We start from the raw sequence: 17,675 nt of genomic DNA, 5'->3' as shown, positions 1-17,675 counted from the left end.
GTAATAGGATTTAAAAATGATCCTTTTTACTTAATCACCCTAATCCAAAATACATATGTTGAATGAAGTGATCCAGACACATTTAATACTTTATGATCAGAAGAGATGCGGGTTTCTTTATATATTGAACATGAAAAAATCCCCTTCCAATGGAAGGGGATGAGTGATAATCGATTAGCGTTTATTACGGTTGCGCAAGAACGTTGGGATATCCAGCGTATCATCACTTGATTGTGTATTTTGTCTCGGTTGAGATGATGGTTGCTGATGTTCCTCACGTTTTACTTCACGCTTTTGAGGAATGGACTGATTGTGCTTTAATCCTTGTCCTAATGGATTTCTTTGTGGTTTTGTCACTTCTGGCTCTTGCTCAATAAATCCAGTAGCGATGACGGTTACCACAATTTCATCCTTCAAGTTATCATTAATGACAGACCCGAAAATCATGTTTACATCTTCGTCAGATGCAGAAGCAACAATGTCCGCTGCTTCTTGTACTTCATAAAGACTTAGGTTCGTACCACCAGTAATATTCATGATGACACCTTGTGCACCGTCAATCGCCGTTTCTAGAAGTGGTGAAGAAATAGCTTTCTTCGCAGCTTCAGCAGCACGATTTTCACCTGTTGCGACACCAATACCCATAAGAGCAGAACCTTTATTGGACATGATCGTTTTCACGTCAGCAAAGTCAAGGTTAATTAAACCTGGTGTAGCAATAAGATCTGAGATCCCTTGAACACCTTGTCGTAGCACGTTATCTGCTGCACGGAATGCTTCAAGCATTGGCGTGTTTTTATCAACAATTTCAAGCAAGCGATCGTTTGGAATGACGATTAATGTGTCAACTGCTTCTTTCATAGAAGCAATTCCTTCGACGGCTTGAAGCTGACGCTTTCTTCCTTCAAATGTGAAAGGACGAGTCACGACTCCAACTGTCAATGCACCAGAATCTTTTGCGATTTTTGCAATGACAGGTGCAGCACCCGTACCAGTTCCACCGCCCATACCAGCAGTAACAAAGACCATGTCTGCGCCTTTTAATACTTCTTCAATCTGTTCTTTGCTTTCCTCAGCAGCTTTTTTACCGACTTCAGGATTCGCACCTGCTCCAAGCCCTCTTGTCAGCTTAGCACCGATTTGCATTTTCGTTTCTGCTTTTGATAGATTTAACGCCTGTGCATCTGTGTTGACTGCAATGAAATCGACACCTTGTACGTCATTTTCGATCATTCGGTTGACAGCGTTATTTCCGCCTCCACCTACTCCGATTACTTTAATTGATGCTAGGCCGTCTATATTTGTTTCAAACTCCAACATGCTGAATCCTCCTAATCCGTCGAAAATCTAATTCTATTCCCAGAACATATTAAATAGTTTTTTCATTTTGCCCGGTTTTTTATTTGTCTCTTCTTGTGCTTTTTGTTTTACTTTCGGTCTTGGCTGCGCTTCTTTCACTTGTGGTGCAGAAGAAACCGGCTCCATGGATGCGCCTACTTCATGAAACGCCTCATCCGGCATTTGGAATCCAACTTGTCTGCCCTGAATCTTTGCATTGCGATAAGCAAAGTGGATCAGACCCACTCCTGTCATATACTGAGGTTCTCTCACCCCAATATAATTCGGACTTGCAATTCTAACATTGTTTTGCAAGACCGTTTGTGCAAGAGAAAGGATACCTGGTATAGCTGCCTGTCCACCTGTTAGAACGAATCCGCCAGGCAAATCATGGACACCCATATTTCTTAATTCCTCTGCCACAAAGAGCAAGATTTCTTCCAGCCGAGCCTCGATGATATTAGCCGCCTCAAGCTGTGTATACGTCTGTTTCTGATCGGTACCGATGACAGAAACTTCAAATGTTTCTTCAGACGATGCCTCATCATAAAACGCATGTCCAAATTGTTTTTTGATTCGTTCAGCTTCTTCAGTAGAAGTTCTAAGTCCTATAGACAAATCTTTTGTAATGTTCTCTCCGCCCAAAGGGATACTGTGAGTAGAATAGAGATGCCCGTTTTCAAATACGGAAATCGTTGTAGATCCGCCGCCAATATCGACGAGAGCTACCCCTAGATTTTTTTCATCTTTCGATAATGCTGCTGAGCCCGATGCGAGCGGCTGCAAGCAAATATCCATAATTTCAATTCCAGCTCTTTCTACACATCGGAGCCAGTTATGTAGAATCGTTTTAGAACCTGTAATTAACGATCCATCCACCTCTAGCCGAACACCAAGCATTTTTTTCGGATCAGTGATCTCATCTCTTCCGTCGACGATAAATTGTCTCGGGATGACGTCTACGACGAGATGTTCTTGAGGAATAGATACTACCTGTGCAGCATCTAAGACACGTCTCACATCTTCAGCATGTATTTCTTTGTTTTCACTAGATACTGCGACCACGCCGCTCGTATTCTGAATATGAATGTGGTTTCCGTTAATTCCGACAATCGCCTTTTGTAAAGGAAAACCTACCATTCTCTCAGCCTGTTCAAATGCTTGTCTAATAGAATGAACTGTCTCATCTATATCAACAATCGATCCTTTTTTTAACCCTTCTGAAGGGACATTTCCAACACCTATAATGTTAAGCGAATCATCCGCCATTTCTCCGACGATGACTTTTATATTGGATGTACCGATGTCAAGGCTGACGTAAATTTCATTGTTGTTCATTCTATGGCACCTCCTCACATATCAATACTTTCTATTCTATTATTTGCTGAACAACAATACAATGAATGTGTTTTTACAAGTGTGTAACAAAACTTAAAAAATCAACATTTCTTATTAGGATTACTGAAAATATTCGTTACATCATATGTATATCCTTTTTTATGACTCACTTTTTTTCTTTTTTTCTCTAGAAATTGTCCATTTTGTTAGTAGAATTCTGCGAATAACTGCTATATTTTGAAACAATCTAACGCCGAAAGCAAACATTCCGACTAAATACAAGTCTACACCAAGATGGACGCCCAGAAAAGCTAAACTTATTGCAAGTATAATATTAAAGAAAAAGCCTGATACAAACACTAGTTCATCGTATGCCCCTTGCAGATGTGCCCTGATTCCACCAATCAATGTATCAAGCGCAGCAAGTACAGCGAGGGAAAGATAATTAGAATACTCATTCGGTATCGTAAAATTTGTTAAGAAACCGATCGCAACTCCTATGATTAAGCCAAGTACAGGAAGCCACATTAAGATTTTCCCTCCTTTACATCGTCAAGAGGCTTCAACTCGTTTAACTGAATTGCACCGTCATATGCTTTTAATTGAATTTGCTGCTTCGGCTGGCTAATACTTAAGCCGAAATTTTCCTGAGCAAACAAATCACCAATATCTGATACATTTAAACGGCTGTATAATTTGTCGGCCTGGTCGCTGATCATCTTGATGGTCACTTCATCACCATCTAAGCTGTAGCCATCCATTTTCGTCGTACCATTAATATCTCGAATCACACTTGTATTAATCACACGGTGGTCATTAATAGAAATATGTTTTGCTCCATACATATTGGCTTCGTTGATTAGCTTTTTCAGAAGATCAGGGGGGATATTTTTCACTTCTTCCCCGGTCAGATCCTTGGAGAAGAGCTGAGAGATGTCAACTTCAATTCCCTCCCCTGTCACTTCTGTAAAACCAGCCTTTTCTTTTAAATCTTTTAATGTTTTAGTTAGTTGAGCTTCTTTTGATTGATCTCCTTGACGACCATACTTTTTCAGCATTTCATCGTATTTATCAATTTCTTTCAGTAAATCCAATTCTTTACTTTTAGATGCAGATAAATCCTCTCTTAGCTCCCACACATCGCGAGTATCACGAACTTTGGGCTTTTGCAATGAATTAAATTGGATGGAGACCATGATGCCGAATATCACCATTAAGGCTGTCAAACTAAGTAAAGGCTTCTTTTTCCTCAACACCACTCACCTTTTCACTTTTAATCTTTGTGTTTTAAAAGAGGATTCATACGAATATCCTTTTTTTCAATCGTCATCGAAATGTGATCACTTGTCAGCTGATCGACCACTCCTCCTGCAATATTTAATGCAGGTATTAACACAGCCGGATCACCAATAGCAGAAATAACAAATGGCGCTGGATGCTGAACACCGTCAACTGTGACAACTGGGCCATTACAATGTATGTATGATTGGTGTGTAATTCTCTGTCCATTAATAGATACGGCAGAGGCCCCTGATATAAACAGTTCGTTTATCACATGAAAAATGTGGCTCTCATGAACAATGTAATTATTGACATTTTGTCCACTCGGGATATAAGATGCATCTTCAAGGGATACTTGTACCCCTTTTCCTTTTACACCGATCTCTCCTGTAAACATCCTGTATTTCTCAACATCTTCCAATACATTAAAATACTGCTCTTTTTCATTTTTCAAATTGGACTCAGTGGCTTGAACCTGTGATTGAAGACTATATAATTCTTTTTCAAGTTTCTGATTCGCCTTTTCTTGCTTTGTCAGCTGACTTTTCAAGGAGTATTCTTTTTTCCATTGCTCTGTTCGAATGACATCTGCCTGATGCTGCTTAGTATATTGGTATGAAAAAGAAATCAGAAAACCAAGAACAAGCATGACAATTGAGAATATAACTGTTTTGCCTCTCAACGTTCATCTTCCTTTTTCTTAGATTTAAACGCTTCAAAATACGTCGCGACTTCCATATGGATTGTGCCTTTTTCAGATGGCGAAAGTTCTTTTACAATGGCAGGATAGGTTTTCATTTTATCAGCGAATGTTTTAATTGATGCAATCACGGTGTTCCCGTCATTCATATAAAATTTAACGAGCCACTGGTTTGAGCTTGTTGGCACATAATATATTTCTGAGATGAGTTCCTGAATAGAGGCTGGCAGCTGATTTAAAGATCTAACCGTTTGCTTCAGCTTCTCTTTATTGTCCCAATCAACAAAAATAGGTCCTGCATGACTTGGTGTGACTTCTTCTGGTAATGCTGTCCCATTTTCAAGAAGCTCATAGTATAAATTTCCCTTTTGAAGATACGCAATATTGGCATATTCCTTGACAGCAATACTAACCTTATTTGGAAAATGTTTTTTGATACTGACACTTTTAATCAGTTTGTTTTGCTTAATATGATCTGCTGTTAAATCTTTATTTAAATTCCAAAACTCTGTTTCGCCTTCTTTAATCTGGGAAAGTTTCACAAGCTGTTTTGTAGGGACATGCTCATTACCCGTGATAGTTAAAGAAGAAATTTTACTGATTGGTGTCTGCAAATAAATAATGATTAAAACCATGATAAAAAACAGTAGAATAAAAGAGATTAGTCTCCGATTCGCTTTCTGCTTCCTTTGTTCTTTAATTTTAGGAATTCGTTCTTCTATATTGACGATCTTTTCATTTTCATGATCAGGCCGCATATATATTCTTCACCCCATTCAAAGCTGCTTGTCCACACCTTTGGGTCATCTTTTGATGAGAAAACAAACGGCATTCTTTCATGCCGTTTGTTTTCCTGTGATGCCATCATTCATAAAACTTGCTTTTAATTTGCTTCACCGATAATTTCTACTTCTGTATGCATATCTACATTGTAGTCATCTTTAATTTTCTTTTGAATGTACTGGATTAAGTCCAGCACGTCTTGAGCAGTAGCCCCGCCAGCGTTCACAATAAAGTTGCCATGCATATCAGAGATTCTTGCTCCGCCAATTTGGTACCCTTTTAAATTCGCTTTTTCTACAAGCTGTCCTGCATATTCAGGCAGCGGATTTCGAAAAATACTTCCGGCACATGGTCGATTATAAGGCTGTGTTTCCTTGCGATAGTCTTTATTTTGCTGCATTTTCTTTGTGATTTTCTCGCGATCATCCTGTTTGAGCTTAAACACGGCCTCGAGAACAATGCCTGGTCGTTCCTTTTGAAGGACAGACGTTCTATAGCTAAAGTTCATCTGCTCATTTGTTAGCCACTCGATGCTTCCATCTTCAAATAAGATTCTCGCTTTCACAAGAATCTTACTGATATCAGATCCGTGCGCACCTGCGTTCATATAAACAGCGCCGCCAATAGACCCTGGGATACCAGCTGCAAATTCCAGCCCTGAAAGACCCTGCTTACTAAGAGACGTTGCAAGCCTTACAACAGAGTAGCCGCCGCCAACTGTAATTTCTTCATCATTTACAGTTAAGTGATCAAGTCCAGCGCCTAACTTCAGGACGACGCCACGTATTCCTTTATCAAGTACGAGTAAATTTGACCCTCTTCCAATAACCGTCCAGTCCGCGTGGTGTTTTTTTATCTGATCCATGATCGTTTTAACTGAATCGATATCTTTAGGAACGATCAATAGATCTGCCGGCCCGCCTATTTTCATTGTCGTATGATTTGCAAGCGGCTCATTTTCAAGCACTTTACCGACTTGCGCTTCTAATAATTCATTCTTCAAGTTCTCCATATTACCCTCCGCCTTACCTAATATCATTCCATCATGTAGTCGTAATTTCTTTTAATACATTATATAAACGTCCAGCCGCATCTGGTACTCCAAGTTCTTTTGTTAAACGGCTCATTTCGTTTAATTTTTCTTCATTACCAGCAATTTCATCAATGGCATGAAGGAGGCTTTCTCCAGAAAGCTCTGATTCTCTTAAAACGATTGCAGCGTCATGCTTTTCTAGTGATCTTGCATTGATTTCCTGGTGATTTGCCGTCACGTATGGGCTTGGAATAAAAATAGTTGGAATTCCAAGGGCTGTCACTTCAGCAATCGTTGTGGCACCGGCTCTTGCAACAATCACATCAATCGATTTCAAGTATTCTGGCATTTGATGCAAGAAAGGCTTTGTGATCATATTAGGTGCTGCACCTTTTTCCTTTAGTTCGTTCAGCACTTTTTCATAATGAACCTCACCCGTGATATATAAAAGCTGATAGTTCTTAGCCTTTAATGCATCTTGCATGTCAATAACTGCTCTATTAATCGGCGCAGCCCCCCGGCTCCCGCCAAAAATAAGAACCGTTTTTTTCGTTTCATCCAGCCCAAACTCCTTCAGAGATTTCCCCTCTTTTATAGAGACGACTTCAGAGGCTCTAGGGTTTCCCGTAAATACAACCTTTTCAGAAGGAAAATGTGCCTTTGCTTCTTCAAAGCAGATGGCTACCTTATCAACATATCTTGCTAGAAACTTATTTGTGATACCAGGCAGGCTGTTCTGTTCGTGAATAATGGTCGGGATTTTCAGCTTAGAAGCTGCATAAACGACAGGGCCGCACACATAACCACCTGTTCCAATGACCGCATCTGGCTTAAATTCCTTTAAGTAAGATTTGCTTTTTTGAACGCCTTTTAGAAATCTCATCACCGTTTTTACGTTATCAAAGGAAAGCTTTCTTTTAAAACCTGAAATTTCTATGGACTTGAAAGGGATATTTTCTCTTTCTACAATTTTCTTTTCAAGTCCATTTTCAGTACCAATATATAAAAATTCTACATCAGGATGCAGTCTTTTCACTTCTTTAATAAAAGCTAAGGCTGGATAAATATGTCCGCCTGTTCCGCCTCCACTGATTACTATACGCATTATACCATTTCCCCTCAATTTTTTTCTGCTCTGAACAAAGTATAAACCCTGTTTTAAACAACAGGGCTCCGTTAAAACCTGTAAAGAAGAGTCAAAAAACATGTTTCCAATACAAAATCTGTCATTTCTACTCTTCAAATCATTTTTTTGTACTTTTGCAAAATAAATGTCATCATGGTTTCATGAACTAGCAGCACTAATATCTAGCGTACCTGCTTACATTCAAGAGTACGCCAATTGCCATCAGCATTAATGTCAGTGATGAGCCGCCATAACTTAGGAATGGGAGCGTGATACCTGTCACAGGGATAAGTCCAGTAACAACTGCGATATTAATCATCACTTGAATGGCAACCATTGAAATAATACCAACTGCTAGGAAACTTCCATATAAGTCTGGGGCTCCAAGTGCTATTCGTATGCCTCTCCATAATAGAACACTAAAGAGCAGCAAAATGAGTGATCCTCCTATAAAGCCAAGCTCTTCAGACAATATTGCAAAGATGAAGTCTGTTTGAGGCTCAGGTAAATAAAAGAATTTTTGTCTACTTTGACCGAGACCCATTCCGAACAGACCGCCTGGACCAACAGCGTATAAGGATTGAATAATTTGAAACCCACTGCCTAGTGGATCTTCCCAAGGATTTAAGTACGATGTAATTCGTTTTATGCGGTAGGGCGCTGATAAGACTAGTGCAGCAAATCCGCTGAGCCCTAGAAGACCGAGAAATATAAAGTGAGCAATTCTCGCACCTGAAACAAATATCATAATAATACAGGTTCCAACCATTACCGTCCCTGTTCCCAAATCTGGCTGCAGCATGATGATGGCAAATGCAGAAAATACAATGCCTAATGCTGGTGCGAAACCTTTACGAAAGGATGTGATATTTTTTTGTTTTTCAGATAAGAATTTTGCAAGAAACGCAATCATCGCAAGCTTCATAAATTCAGAGGGCTGAATACTAAACGCACCGACACCGATCCAGCTTCTTGATCCATTTCTCTCCATACCGATACCAGGAATAAGTACAAGCAGCAAAAGGAGAAAACAAACAGCAATCAATATCTTTGACCAAGTCCGCCACGTCCAATAATCGACTCGCATAATGAAAAACATCGCGATAACTCCGATTCCGGCAAACAAAAGCTGTCTTTTTGCAAAATAAAACGAATCATCAAATTTATACGATGCCCACACAGCACTAGCGCTGTACACCATAATTAAACCAATCGTCAATAAAAGTAACGTAATGACAACAAGCAAAAAGTCCGGAGAAGTTTTCTTATTCGTCAAGAGACCGACACCCCAAGCATAATTTCATTTGGGCTGTCAGTCATACGAGAGACAAGCCCTTATTTAAGCATATGCACGGCGTTTACAAACATGTCTCCACGTTCTTCAAATGTTTTATGTTGATCCCAGCTTGCACAAGCCGGAGATAATAAAATCACGTCTTCTTCTTCAGAAATGTTAAACGCCGCAGGTACTGCTTGTTCAACATTATCGACATGTTTTACGTGATGTATTCCCAGTTCTTCACCAAGCTTCACAAACTTAGGTGCCGTCTCACCAAATGTGATAATTCCTTTTACATTTTTCATAAAAGGTTTCAATTCATCAAATTCATTGCCGCGATCAAGCCCGCCAGCTAGTAAAATGGTCGGCTGATTAAAAGCTGACAATGCTTTACTTGTTGCCAGTATATTGGTGGCTTTACTATCGTTATAGAATTTTCTGCTTTGAATTGTATCTACAAACTGCAGACGATGCTTCACTCCACTAAATGTCGTGAGAACGTGTGCGATTGCTTCATTTGAACAGCCTGCATTTTTTACGACACAAATAGCTGCCAAAATATTTTCTTGGTTATGCTCACCAGGAAGAACAACATCCTTTAAATCGATGATATGTTCATTCATGTAGTAGATCGCACCATTTTTAATATACGCACCATGTTCTACTTGCTCTTTCACTGAGAAAAACACTTTTTTTGCTTTTGAAGCTTCAGCCAGTTTTACGACTGATGGATCATCGAGGTTAATAACAGCTATGTCATCTTCAAGTTGATGTGCGTATACTTTCTGCTTTGCATTTTCATATTCATCACGAGTGTGGTGATAGTCTAAATGTGCATCAAAAATATTTAATATTAAGCTGATTTTAGGTCTGAAATCAACTGTTCCCATTAACTGAAAAGAAGAGAGTTCAGTTACGATCCACTCATCGCCAGCTGCCTTTGCAGCGACTTCGCTGGCAACTGTGCCAATATTACCTGCTACTAAAGTTTTTTGACTGTCTTGTTTCAACATTTCATAAATCAAAGTCGTGGTAGTGGTTTTTCCATTTGAACCAGTAATCCCAATAAAAGGAGCTGAGGTTAAATGATAAGCTAATTCTATTTCCGTCCAAACTGGAATTCGTCGGCGAAGCGCTTCTTGAACCATCACATTTTCATATGGAATTCCTGGATTTTTAATTAAAATCGTAATTTCTTTATCATCGAACATACGAAGAGGATGGCTGCCGCAAACGACATCAATCCCCTTTTCAGAAAGAAGCTGAGCAGGTTCATTTTCTTCAAACGGCTTTTGGTCATTTACTATGACATTTACTCCATGCTCATGAAGAATTGAAGCTGCCGCATATCCGCTTTTTGCAAGACCTAATACTAGTACATGTTCGTTTTTTAACATTTGCATCTTATTCAATTATAACCACACCTCGATGTAAATTCCTAAAACAGCAAGTAATAAACCAGCTGTCCAGAAGGTGACAACTACTCTCCACTCAGACCAGCCAACTAACTCATAGTGGTGGTGAAGCGGACTCATCTTAAAGATTCTTTTTCCAGTTGTTTTAAAGGAGATCACTTGAAGAATAACGGATAACGTTTCGACAACAAATACTCCTCCAATAATGACAAGTAAAATTTCAAGCTTTGTTAAAATCGCAATTGCTACAATCGCTCCGCCTAAAGCAAGCGACCCTGTATCACCCATAAATACTTTTGCAGGATGCGCGTTAAACACAAGAAACCCAAGAACGGCTCCAGCAACAGCTACTGAAAAGATCGCTACATCGTACTGTGATTGATTCCAAGCCAATATAGCAAAGGCTCCAAAGGCAATAGCCGCGGTTCCAGATAATAGACCATCCAGTCCATCCGTTAAGTTCACGGCATTAGAACCTCCGACAAGCATGAAAACGACAAGGATAAAGTAAGCCCATCCTAAATCGAAGCTCACATCTGTTCCTGGAATGCGAATCGTCGTTGCAAACTGATAATAATGGAAGACTGCATAAAAAATCACTGCGATCACAATTTGACCAATTAATTTCTGTTTCGATGTTAAACCTAGGTTTCGTTTCATCGCTACTTTAATATAATCATCTAAAAATCCTAATAGACCGTAGCCAAGCGTAACAAATAACAATAAAAACATTTCTGGACTAATCTCAGAAAATTTGTTGATCATCACAATCGTTGTAATGGTAATAGAAAAGATAATCATAATTCCGCCCATTGTCGGAGTACCTGATTTCTTTTGGTGAGACTGTGGTCCTTCTTCTCTAATACTTTGACCAAATTTAAGCCTTCTTAAAAACGGAATAAAAATCGGGGATAAAAGAACACTGATTAAAAATCCCATTATGATTGTAAACAATATCACCTGTTCAAGCATCGTTCTTTACTCCTTCCGAATTTCCAAAGCCGTTTTCCATCAGAAAATCACATTCATTATTAAGGTATTCATTCGCGTTCTTCGTATGTTGTTTTTGTACAAAATGCTTCATTTCATTACACTCTTTTCATCATTTTAAGATTTGTTTAGATCTAAAATAGCGTCCATAGCAACCTTTGCATCATCAAAATCGTAAACTTGATCGCCGACGATTTGATATGTCTCATGACCTTTACCCGCTATTAAGACTGTATCGCCTTTTTTCGCATTGGCAATTGCAAAAAAGATGGCTTGTTTGCGATTCACAAAACTATGATAATATGCGTCTGGCACCCCATTTTCCATATCCTTTAAAATAGCTGAAGGATCTTCGCTTCTTGGGTTGTCTGAAGTAAATACAGGTTCATCTGCATACTTCACAGCGATTTGGGCCATTTGAGGACGCTTTGTTTTATCACGGTCGCCGCCGCAGCCTATCACACAGAAAATTTTGCCCTCTGTTAATTCTCTACACGTTGTCAGGACATTTTCTAAGCTGTCAGGTGTATGGGCGTAATCGACGATAACAGGGAAATCTTGATCACAGTTCACAAGTTCAAATCGGCCTTTGACTCCCTCCAGCTCTTCAATAGCACTTACAATCGTTTCAAATGTTAAGCCAGATACGATCCCTACTGATACAGCTGCTAGAATGTTGTACACATTAAACTTACCGATGAGGGCAACTGTCACATTTTTTGTGCCAATTGGAGTGATCAAATCAAATTGAGTCCCCTTCGGTTTGATTTGAATATTCTTTGCCATTACATCTGCTTTTTGCTCTAAGCCATATGTCATGACTTCAGCAGCTGTCACTTTTTCATAATAACTCGAAGCGTCATCATCTGCATTTAAAATCGCATGCTTCGGCTTGTCGTGATGAAAGGCACTGCCAAGCTGTGAGAATAGCAAGCTTTTCGCATGTTTATATTCTTCCATTGTGTTGTGGTAATCAAGATGGTCCTGAGAAAGGTTTGTGAAAACAGCAATATCATAATCACATCCATGTACCCTGCCAAGATGCAGTGCATGTGATGATACTTCCATAATGGCTGTGTCTACATCTTGGTCAAGCATCTGTTTAAAAGTTTTCTGAAGTGTGACACTTTCAGGTGTGGTGTTTTTCACATCGAGAATGTCATCATTCACCTTCATATACATCGTACCGATTAAGCCAGTTTTCTTTTCGGCTTTTCTCATCATTTGTTCAATCATGTGTGTTGTCGAAGTTTTTCCGTTTGTTCCTGTGATCCCGATGAGATTCAGCTTATGAGTTGGCTGCTCGTAAAACGCATCAGCTATTCTTGCAAGAGCTCTTTGAGAGTGTTTTACAATAATGACTGGTACATCTGATATGTTAAGAGGGTGTTCTGCTACAATCGCTGCAGCCCCGCTTTTCACCGCTTTTTCAGCATAATCGTGTCCATCTACTGTATAGCCTTTTATACAGACAAAAAGGCTTCCTTTTTTCACCTCTCTTGAATCCATTTCAATGGAAGTGATATCAGGATTTTCGTTTATTAGTTCGTTGTTTTCACTTTTAAAATATGTAAGGAGTTCTTGTAATTTCATTTCATATCAAACCTCTCAAATTCGTTCACGTGCATGTCTTGTGAAAAAAACACACAGTCTATATTTTATCGTAAAAAAAGGGATACATCCAGCGTATTCCTTAAGTTTCTCTTGGAAAAAACACACTTTGGGCTCTTTTTTACAAACAGACCTTCTCTTTCAACAAAAAGAGGCAGCCGAATGAGTGCGGCTACCCTCTGTTCATTCTTTATTATTCATCGTTTAAGTATAATCTGATGGTGGAGCCTTCTTTGACTTTTGTCCCGGCAGCAGGCGATTGCTTCACCACTTTACTGCCAGTTCCAGAAGCATCGATCTTAAGGTTAATCAGTAAGGATTCAAGGTCTGAAACAGATCCCCCTACAAGATTCGGTACTTCAATGGTTTTTGTGTCCAGCCACTGGTACTTCTTTTCAATTTGTCCTTTTCTTTTTTTCACACCCATCTCAGGCAGGCTGTCCCGCATAATATGACCCACAATTGGTGCAGCAACTGTCCCGCCAAATTGAATAGTGCCTTTCGGGTTATCTACCGCCACATATACAACGATACTTGGATCATCAGCAGGCGCAAACCCGATAAATGACACAATGTGGTTATTTTCCATGTACTTGCCGTCTTTTACCTTCTGTGCTGTCCCTGTTTTTCCGCCAACTCGATATCCTTCAACAAATGCATTTCGGCCAGTTCCTTGAGCGACTACACTTTCAAGCGCATATCTGATTTCTTTTGATGTTTCTGCTGAAATCACTTTCTTTTTGGCAATCGGTGATTGCTTTTTCACTACCTCTTTTGTGATTGGATCTATCCATTCTTTTGCAATGTAAGGCGTGTAAAGTGTTCCGCCATTTACCGCAGCTGCTACGGCAGCTACTTGCTGTATCGGCGTAACAGATACACCTTGACCAAAGGCAGTTGTCGCCTGCTCTACAGGGCCAACTCGGTCCAGCGGGAACAAAATGCCTCGCCCTTCCCCTTGAAGATCGATTCCTGTTTTTTGGCCAAATCCGAAATTTTTAATATAGGAAAATAATTTATCCTTTCCTAGACGATCGCCTAGTTCAACAAAACCGGGGTTACAGGAGTTTTGAACCACTTCTAAAAATGACTGTGATCCGTGGCCGCCTTTTTTCCAGCACCTAAGTCTTGCACCATCAACTGTCACAGAACCGCTGTCAAAAAAATGATCGCGTTTTAAATTGACTTTTTTCTCTTCTAGTGCTGCTGCAAGCGTAATAATTTTAAACGTCGAACCTGGCTCATATGTGCTCCACACCGGTAGATTTCGGTTAAACACTTTCGAGTCAACTGATTGATAATCCGCTGGATCAAAATCCGGTCTGCTCGACATCCCAAGCACTTCACCGTTCTTCGGGTTCATCGCAATTGCAATCATCCCATCTGGGTTATATTTTGCCTGCGCATTGTCTAATTCCCGTTCTATAATGGTTTGCACCTTCGCATCGACAGTTAACTTCATATCAAGACCATCTTTAGGCGGTGTATAATCATCTGCTTCATCTGGCATTTTCTGCCCTTTTGCATCGGAATAGAACTTGACAGAGCCTTTTTCACCTTTTAGGTCATCATCATAATAGGCTTCCAGTCCAAGTAACCCTTGATTATCAATTCCAGCGAAGCCCAGCACATGAGAAAGAAAACTGCCAAACGGATAGTGTCTGATGCTGTCTTCCGCAACATAAACGCCATCTAAATCAAGCTCTCTGACTTCTTTTGCTTTTTCATGAGATACTTTTCTGCCTTCTGGAGAAATTCGTTCGATGGATGTTTTCTTTGTGACGTGCTTGTACGCTTTCTCTTCAGACATATTCAGTACTGCCGCCAGTTTTTTGCTTGTTTCTGCGGGATCTTTAATTTGCCGCGGGACGACCAATATAGATGGGGCACTTTTGTTCGTCGCAAGCTCTACCCCATTTCGGTCCAAAATATCTCCCCTTTCTGGTTCGAACGGGAGATTCCGGCTCCATGAATCTTTTGCTAAGCTTGTGAGCTTCTCGCCCATAATAAACTGTACATATCCTAATCTAGTATCTATGATGAAAAAAATGATCACCCCAAACAGCAGCACGAAAAGCAATCGTTTTCTCACTGTTACACTTGATACTCGCACGCCCGGTTCACTCCTTACATACATATGGCTTGTTTCCATCATATGCAGGCCCGTCCTTATGTAGAACGTCTCGTCTATCCCGCTCGGCAAAAGAAAAAACCTAGCAAGTCGTTTGCTAGGTTTTGCAGTTAATTCGGGCTTTTAAATGTCACAGTGACGACTTTATCTGAAATCTCCGCTCCATTTTTCACACTTTGTTTGACAGCATATCCTTGTCCTTTTGTTTCGATATGCACACCGGAAATGGATGCATATTGAAGGACTTCCCGTCTCGACCAGCCTGTCATATCAGGCATTTTTATCGTTTTTCCTGCTGTTTTCAAGAAAACTTTCTGGCTTTCAGAGAATTCAGAGCCTGCACTTGGCCACTGTCGTTTAATGGAGAGGCCGTCGCCGATAACAACAGGCGTTAAGTTTTTGTTTTTGGCTTCTGTTTCCGCCTGCTTCACTTCTAAATCTAAGAATGAAGGCATTGTTTCTTGCTTCACTTTTTGTTCGCCTGATTTTTTATCGTCTGTTTTTGTTGGTGCAATATTTAAATATAGCAGACTATTTTTCATCACTGGGTTAAAGATTTGTGCAACTGGGGCAGAGCCAGTTTCTGTATCAGACAGCTGCGGCTGCTGTACAGCGACATAAACGAGCAGCTTCGGATCATCTTTTGGCGCCATTCCCATAAATGAAAAGACGTAATCGTTTCTTCCTTTGAGATAACCGCCGGCACCGCCAATTTGTCCTGTTCCTGTTTTCCCAGCAACGTCAAATCCTTTGATTTGGTAAGGCTGGCCTGTTCCAATCTTCGAGGAAACCACCTCACCTAAAATGTCACGGACTTGCTTTGCTGTATCAGAGGAAATTGGTTTTCCAGCTACTGTTGGTTCGTGCTGTAAAATCGTTTTGTTTGTGTTCGGGTCTGTAATATGATCAATGACATATGGCTTCATCATCGTTCCGCCGTTTGCTATTGCTGTCGCTGCTTCGATTTGTTGAATCGGTGTAATGGCAGACGCTTGACCATAAGCCGTCGATGCTTTGTCATATTCGTATCTGTAATTGATTTTACTAGACGCTTCGTTCGGTAAGTCAATACCTGTTTTGTCATAGAAATGGAACTTCTGCAAATATTGTTCGTAGCGCGTGAAGCCTAATTTTTCTTTTGCCAGCTTTGCAAAAGCTACATTAGACGAACGGAGAACCCCTTCATGAAAGTCAATTTTTCCCCAGCCGTTTCCATTGTTGTGGTCTCTTACAAGGCCGCCTCCTACTTTATAAGTACCCGATTGATATTTATCATTGCCTTGGTAGACCCCTTCTTGGATTGCCGCAGCAAGTGTGAAGATTTTCATCGTTGAACCTGGTTCAAACGCATATGAAATGACATCATTGTTATAATTCGTAATGTCTAATTCATTTAAATTAAAGCTTGGCCGCTGTCCCATCGCGAGCACCTTTCCCGTTTTTGGGTCAACGACTGTGGCAATGATTTTCTTCGGTTTATATTTTTTGGCAACCTGCGTCATACTTTCTTCAAGGAACGCTTGGATTTTTTGATCGATGGTCAGCGTGACATTTTTTCCATCCTTCGGAGCGACAATGTCTTCTTTACTATTTGGAAGAGCCCATCCGCTTCTGTCACTGTTATATGTCACATAGCCGTCTTTTTCTTTTAAAAATTTGTTCAGCGCCTTCTCAAGTCCCATCGCGCCTGACATGTCCTTCGTTGCCTCATCTAATCTTGCATAACCGATCAGATTCGACGCAAACATGCCGTTTGGATAATATCGCTTCGTGTCTTTTTCAAATGCGATCCCTGGAAGCTTTAGCTTTTCAATTTTTTCTTTTGTTGAAAAACTGATGTCTTTCCCAGCTTTACCAAACTCAACTTGGAACGCATCTTTTGTATTCAGACGCTTTAAAATTTCGCTTTCACTCATATCAATGACTTTTGACAGCTCTTTTGCTGTCTTTTCTTTGTCGACGACATGCATCGGGTGCTTTGGATCGACCGTCATTTTCTTGCTCATGATTGCAATGAGCTTATAGACAGACGTATCCTCGGCAATCACATTCCCATTTCGGTCTAAAATAGACCCTCTTTTCGCTTCAAGTGTTTTCTTCGATTGATATTGTTCATTTGCCTTTGCGGCTAACACTTGGCCATCGACCGTTCCTGTAATCTGAATATAAATAAAACGTGCAAGGATGATAAAGAAAAACAGGGCGAAGCAAATACTCGCAATTGCCGCGCCTCTGTTCATCATTTTATTCTTTTTAGGCATCGCCATCTTAATCGACCTTCTTAACATCTTTCGAAATGCTTAAGCCAGCTTTTTTCGCAGTATCAATGACTCTCTCTGGCTCACTCAGCAAGTCTTTTTCCTTTTGAAGCTCAGTGATCTTCTTCGATTCTAAAGATACTTGCTGCTCTAATTTCTGCACCTCGATATTGGCGTGATAGACAGCAAAGGCTTTAGAAATGATGAGAATGGAGCTGCACATAAGAGCCATGACAAACATGACAAGTAAGATTTTTTCACCAAGTGTGATAGAACCTCTTCTTTTAATAACAACCGATTGGCCTTGCTGCTCTGTTTGATATTGTTTTACTTCTCTTTGGTAAGCCAAATTACTCATAAGAAACCTCCTTTTTATCATCATCTATGGTGTC

15 protein-coding genes are annotated in these 17,675 nt (G+C 40.1%); all 15 read right to left on the bottom strand.

Translation table 11 applies throughout. From position 1 onward, the window contains the following. Positions 1 to 174 precede the first annotated feature (174 nt). The 15 genes from ftsZ to ftsL all read right to left on the bottom strand — a co-directional run bounded on the left by ftsZ (position 175) and on the right by ftsL (position 17,641). On the bottom strand, positions 175 to 1,320 hold the full coding sequence (gene ftsZ / locus NSU11_RS07475) for a cell division protein FtsZ (RefSeq protein ID WP_056766369.1): 1,146 nt from the start codon (positions 1,318 to 1,320) through the stop codon (positions 175 to 177). A 33-nt stretch (positions 1,321 to 1,353) separates the two neighbouring features. After that, positions 1,354 to 2,676 carry a cell division protein FtsA gene (ftsA, locus tag NSU11_RS07470; RefSeq protein WP_024424253.1) on the bottom strand — a complete coding sequence of 441 codons (1,323 nt, stop codon included), beginning with the start codon at positions 2,674 to 2,676 and terminating at the stop codon, positions 1,354 to 1,356. Between the two features lie 159 nt (positions 2,677 to 2,835). Next, the gene (locus NSU11_RS07465; RefSeq protein WP_003210988.1) at positions 2,836 to 3,204 is read right to left on the bottom strand and encodes a small basic family protein; all 369 of its coding nucleotides are present in this window, start codon (positions 3,202 to 3,204) and stop codon (positions 2,836 to 2,838) included. Next, positions 3,204 to 3,929: a DUF881 domain-containing protein gene (locus NSU11_RS07460; RefSeq protein WP_041117315.1), complete on the bottom strand. Its 726-nt coding sequence runs from the start codon at positions 3,927 to 3,929 to the stop codon at positions 3,204 to 3,206. The genes NSU11_RS07465 and NSU11_RS07460 overlap by 1 nt, the downstream gene beginning before the upstream one ends. 20 nt (positions 3,930 to 3,949) lie before the next feature. Beyond that, positions 3,950 to 4,639 (bottom strand): DUF881 domain-containing protein, encoded by a 690-nt coding sequence (locus tag NSU11_RS07455; RefSeq protein WP_025092542.1) that lies wholly within the window; start codon positions 4,637 to 4,639, stop codon positions 3,950 to 3,952. Beyond that, complete coding sequence (locus NSU11_RS07450) at positions 4,636 to 5,415, bottom strand: cell division protein FtsQ/DivIB (protein WP_024424256.1); 780 nt, start codon at positions 5,413 to 5,415, stop codon at positions 4,636 to 4,638. The genes NSU11_RS07455 and NSU11_RS07450 overlap by 4 nt, the downstream gene beginning before the upstream one ends. Positions 5,416 to 5,540: 125 nt before the next feature. Then, on the bottom strand, positions 5,541 to 6,452 hold the full coding sequence (murB, locus tag NSU11_RS07445) for a UDP-N-acetylmuramate dehydrogenase (RefSeq protein ID WP_024426930.1): 912 nt from the start codon (positions 6,450 to 6,452) through the stop codon (positions 5,541 to 5,543). Between the two features lie 31 nt (positions 6,453 to 6,483). Further along, on the bottom strand, positions 6,484 to 7,578 hold the full coding sequence (gene murG, locus NSU11_RS07440) for an undecaprenyldiphospho-muramoylpentapeptide beta-N-acetylglucosaminyltransferase (protein ID WP_024426929.1): 1,095 nt from the start codon (positions 7,576 to 7,578) through the stop codon (positions 6,484 to 6,486). 196 nt (positions 7,579 to 7,774) lie between these two features. After that, a complete protein-coding gene (spoVE, locus tag NSU11_RS07435) occupies positions 7,775 to 8,875 on the bottom strand; it encodes a stage V sporulation protein E (RefSeq protein WP_024424259.1) in 1,101 nt (366 codons plus the stop codon). A 59-nt stretch (positions 8,876 to 8,934) separates the two neighbouring features. Further along, the gene (murD, locus tag NSU11_RS07430; protein WP_149125677.1) at positions 8,935 to 10,290 is read right to left on the bottom strand and encodes a UDP-N-acetylmuramoyl-L-alanine--D-glutamate ligase; all 1,356 of its coding nucleotides are present in this window, start codon (positions 10,288 to 10,290) and stop codon (positions 8,935 to 8,937) included. Next, positions 10,291 to 11,265 carry a phospho-N-acetylmuramoyl-pentapeptide-transferase gene (gene mraY, locus NSU11_RS07425; RefSeq protein ID WP_003211854.1) on the bottom strand — a complete coding sequence of 325 codons (975 nt, stop codon included), beginning with the start codon at positions 11,263 to 11,265 and terminating at the stop codon, positions 10,291 to 10,293. A 135-nt stretch (positions 11,266 to 11,400) separates the two neighbouring features. Next, positions 11,401 to 12,876, bottom strand: coding sequence for a UDP-N-acetylmuramoyl-L-alanyl-D-glutamate--2,6-diaminopimelate ligase (locus NSU11_RS07420; RefSeq protein ID WP_024424262.1), 1,476 nt, complete (start codon positions 12,874 to 12,876; stop codon positions 11,401 to 11,403). 211 nt (positions 12,877 to 13,087) lie between these two features. After that, on the bottom strand, positions 13,088 to 15,007 hold the full coding sequence (locus NSU11_RS07415; protein WP_024424263.1) for a stage V sporulation protein D: 1,920 nt from the start codon (positions 15,005 to 15,007) through the stop codon (positions 13,088 to 13,090). A 128-nt stretch (positions 15,008 to 15,135) separates the two neighbouring features. Continuing rightward, complete coding sequence (locus NSU11_RS07410; protein ID WP_034623711.1) at positions 15,136 to 17,286, bottom strand: penicillin-binding protein; 2,151 nt, start codon at positions 17,284 to 17,286, stop codon at positions 15,136 to 15,138. A 7-nt stretch (positions 17,287 to 17,293) separates the two neighbouring features. Next, on the bottom strand, positions 17,294 to 17,641 hold the full coding sequence (gene ftsL / locus NSU11_RS07405; protein ID WP_024424265.1) for a cell division protein FtsL: 348 nt from the start codon (positions 17,639 to 17,641) through the stop codon (positions 17,294 to 17,296). Positions 17,642 to 17,675 lie beyond the last annotated feature (34 nt).

It is taken from the genome of Bacillus sp. FSL R5-0712 (assembly GCF_038593285.1).
Classification (GTDB): domain Bacteria; phylum Bacillota; class Bacilli; order Bacillales; family Bacillaceae; genus Bacillus; species Bacillus safensis.
The sequence above is the reverse complement of the archived record's forward strand: the minus strand, read 5'-3'. Positions and strand labels throughout refer to the sequence as shown.

Bases quoted from the DNA above. Each gene is read 5' to 3' on its own strand.
- ftsA (WP_024424253.1), bottom strand. From the start codon at position 2,676: ATGAACAACAATGAAATTTACGTCAGCCTTGACATCGGTACATCCAAT.
- NSU11_RS07420 (WP_024424262.1), bottom strand. From the start codon at position 12,876: ATGAAATTACAAGAACTCCTTACATATTTTAAAAGTGAAAACAACGAA.
- murG (WP_024426929.1), bottom strand. From the start codon at position 7,578: ATGCGTATAGTAATCAGTGGAGGCGGAACAGGCGGACATATTTATCCA.
- ftsZ (WP_056766369.1), bottom strand. From the start codon at position 1,320: ATGTTGGAGTTTGAAACAAATATAGACGGCCTAGCATCAATTAAAGTA.
- NSU11_RS07450 (WP_024424256.1), bottom strand. From the start codon at position 5,415: ATGCGGCCTGATCATGAAAATGAAAAGATCGTCAATATAGAAGAACGA.
- murB (WP_024426930.1), bottom strand. From the start codon at position 6,452: ATGGAGAACTTGAAGAATGAATTATTAGAAGCGCAAGTCGGTAAAGTG.
- mraY (WP_003211854.1), bottom strand. From the start codon at position 11,265: ATGCTTGAACAGGTGATATTGTTTACAATCATAATGGGATTTTTAATC.
- NSU11_RS07465 (WP_003210988.1), bottom strand. From the start codon at position 3,204: ATGTGGCTTCCTGTACTTGGCTTAATCATAGGAGTTGCGATCGGTTTC.
- NSU11_RS07410 (WP_034623711.1), bottom strand. From the start codon at position 17,286: ATGCCTAAAAAGAATAAAATGATGAACAGAGGCGCGGCAATTGCGAGT.
- ftsL (WP_024424265.1), bottom strand. From the start codon at position 17,641: ATGAGTAATTTGGCTTACCAAAGAGAAGTAAAACAATATCAAACAGAG.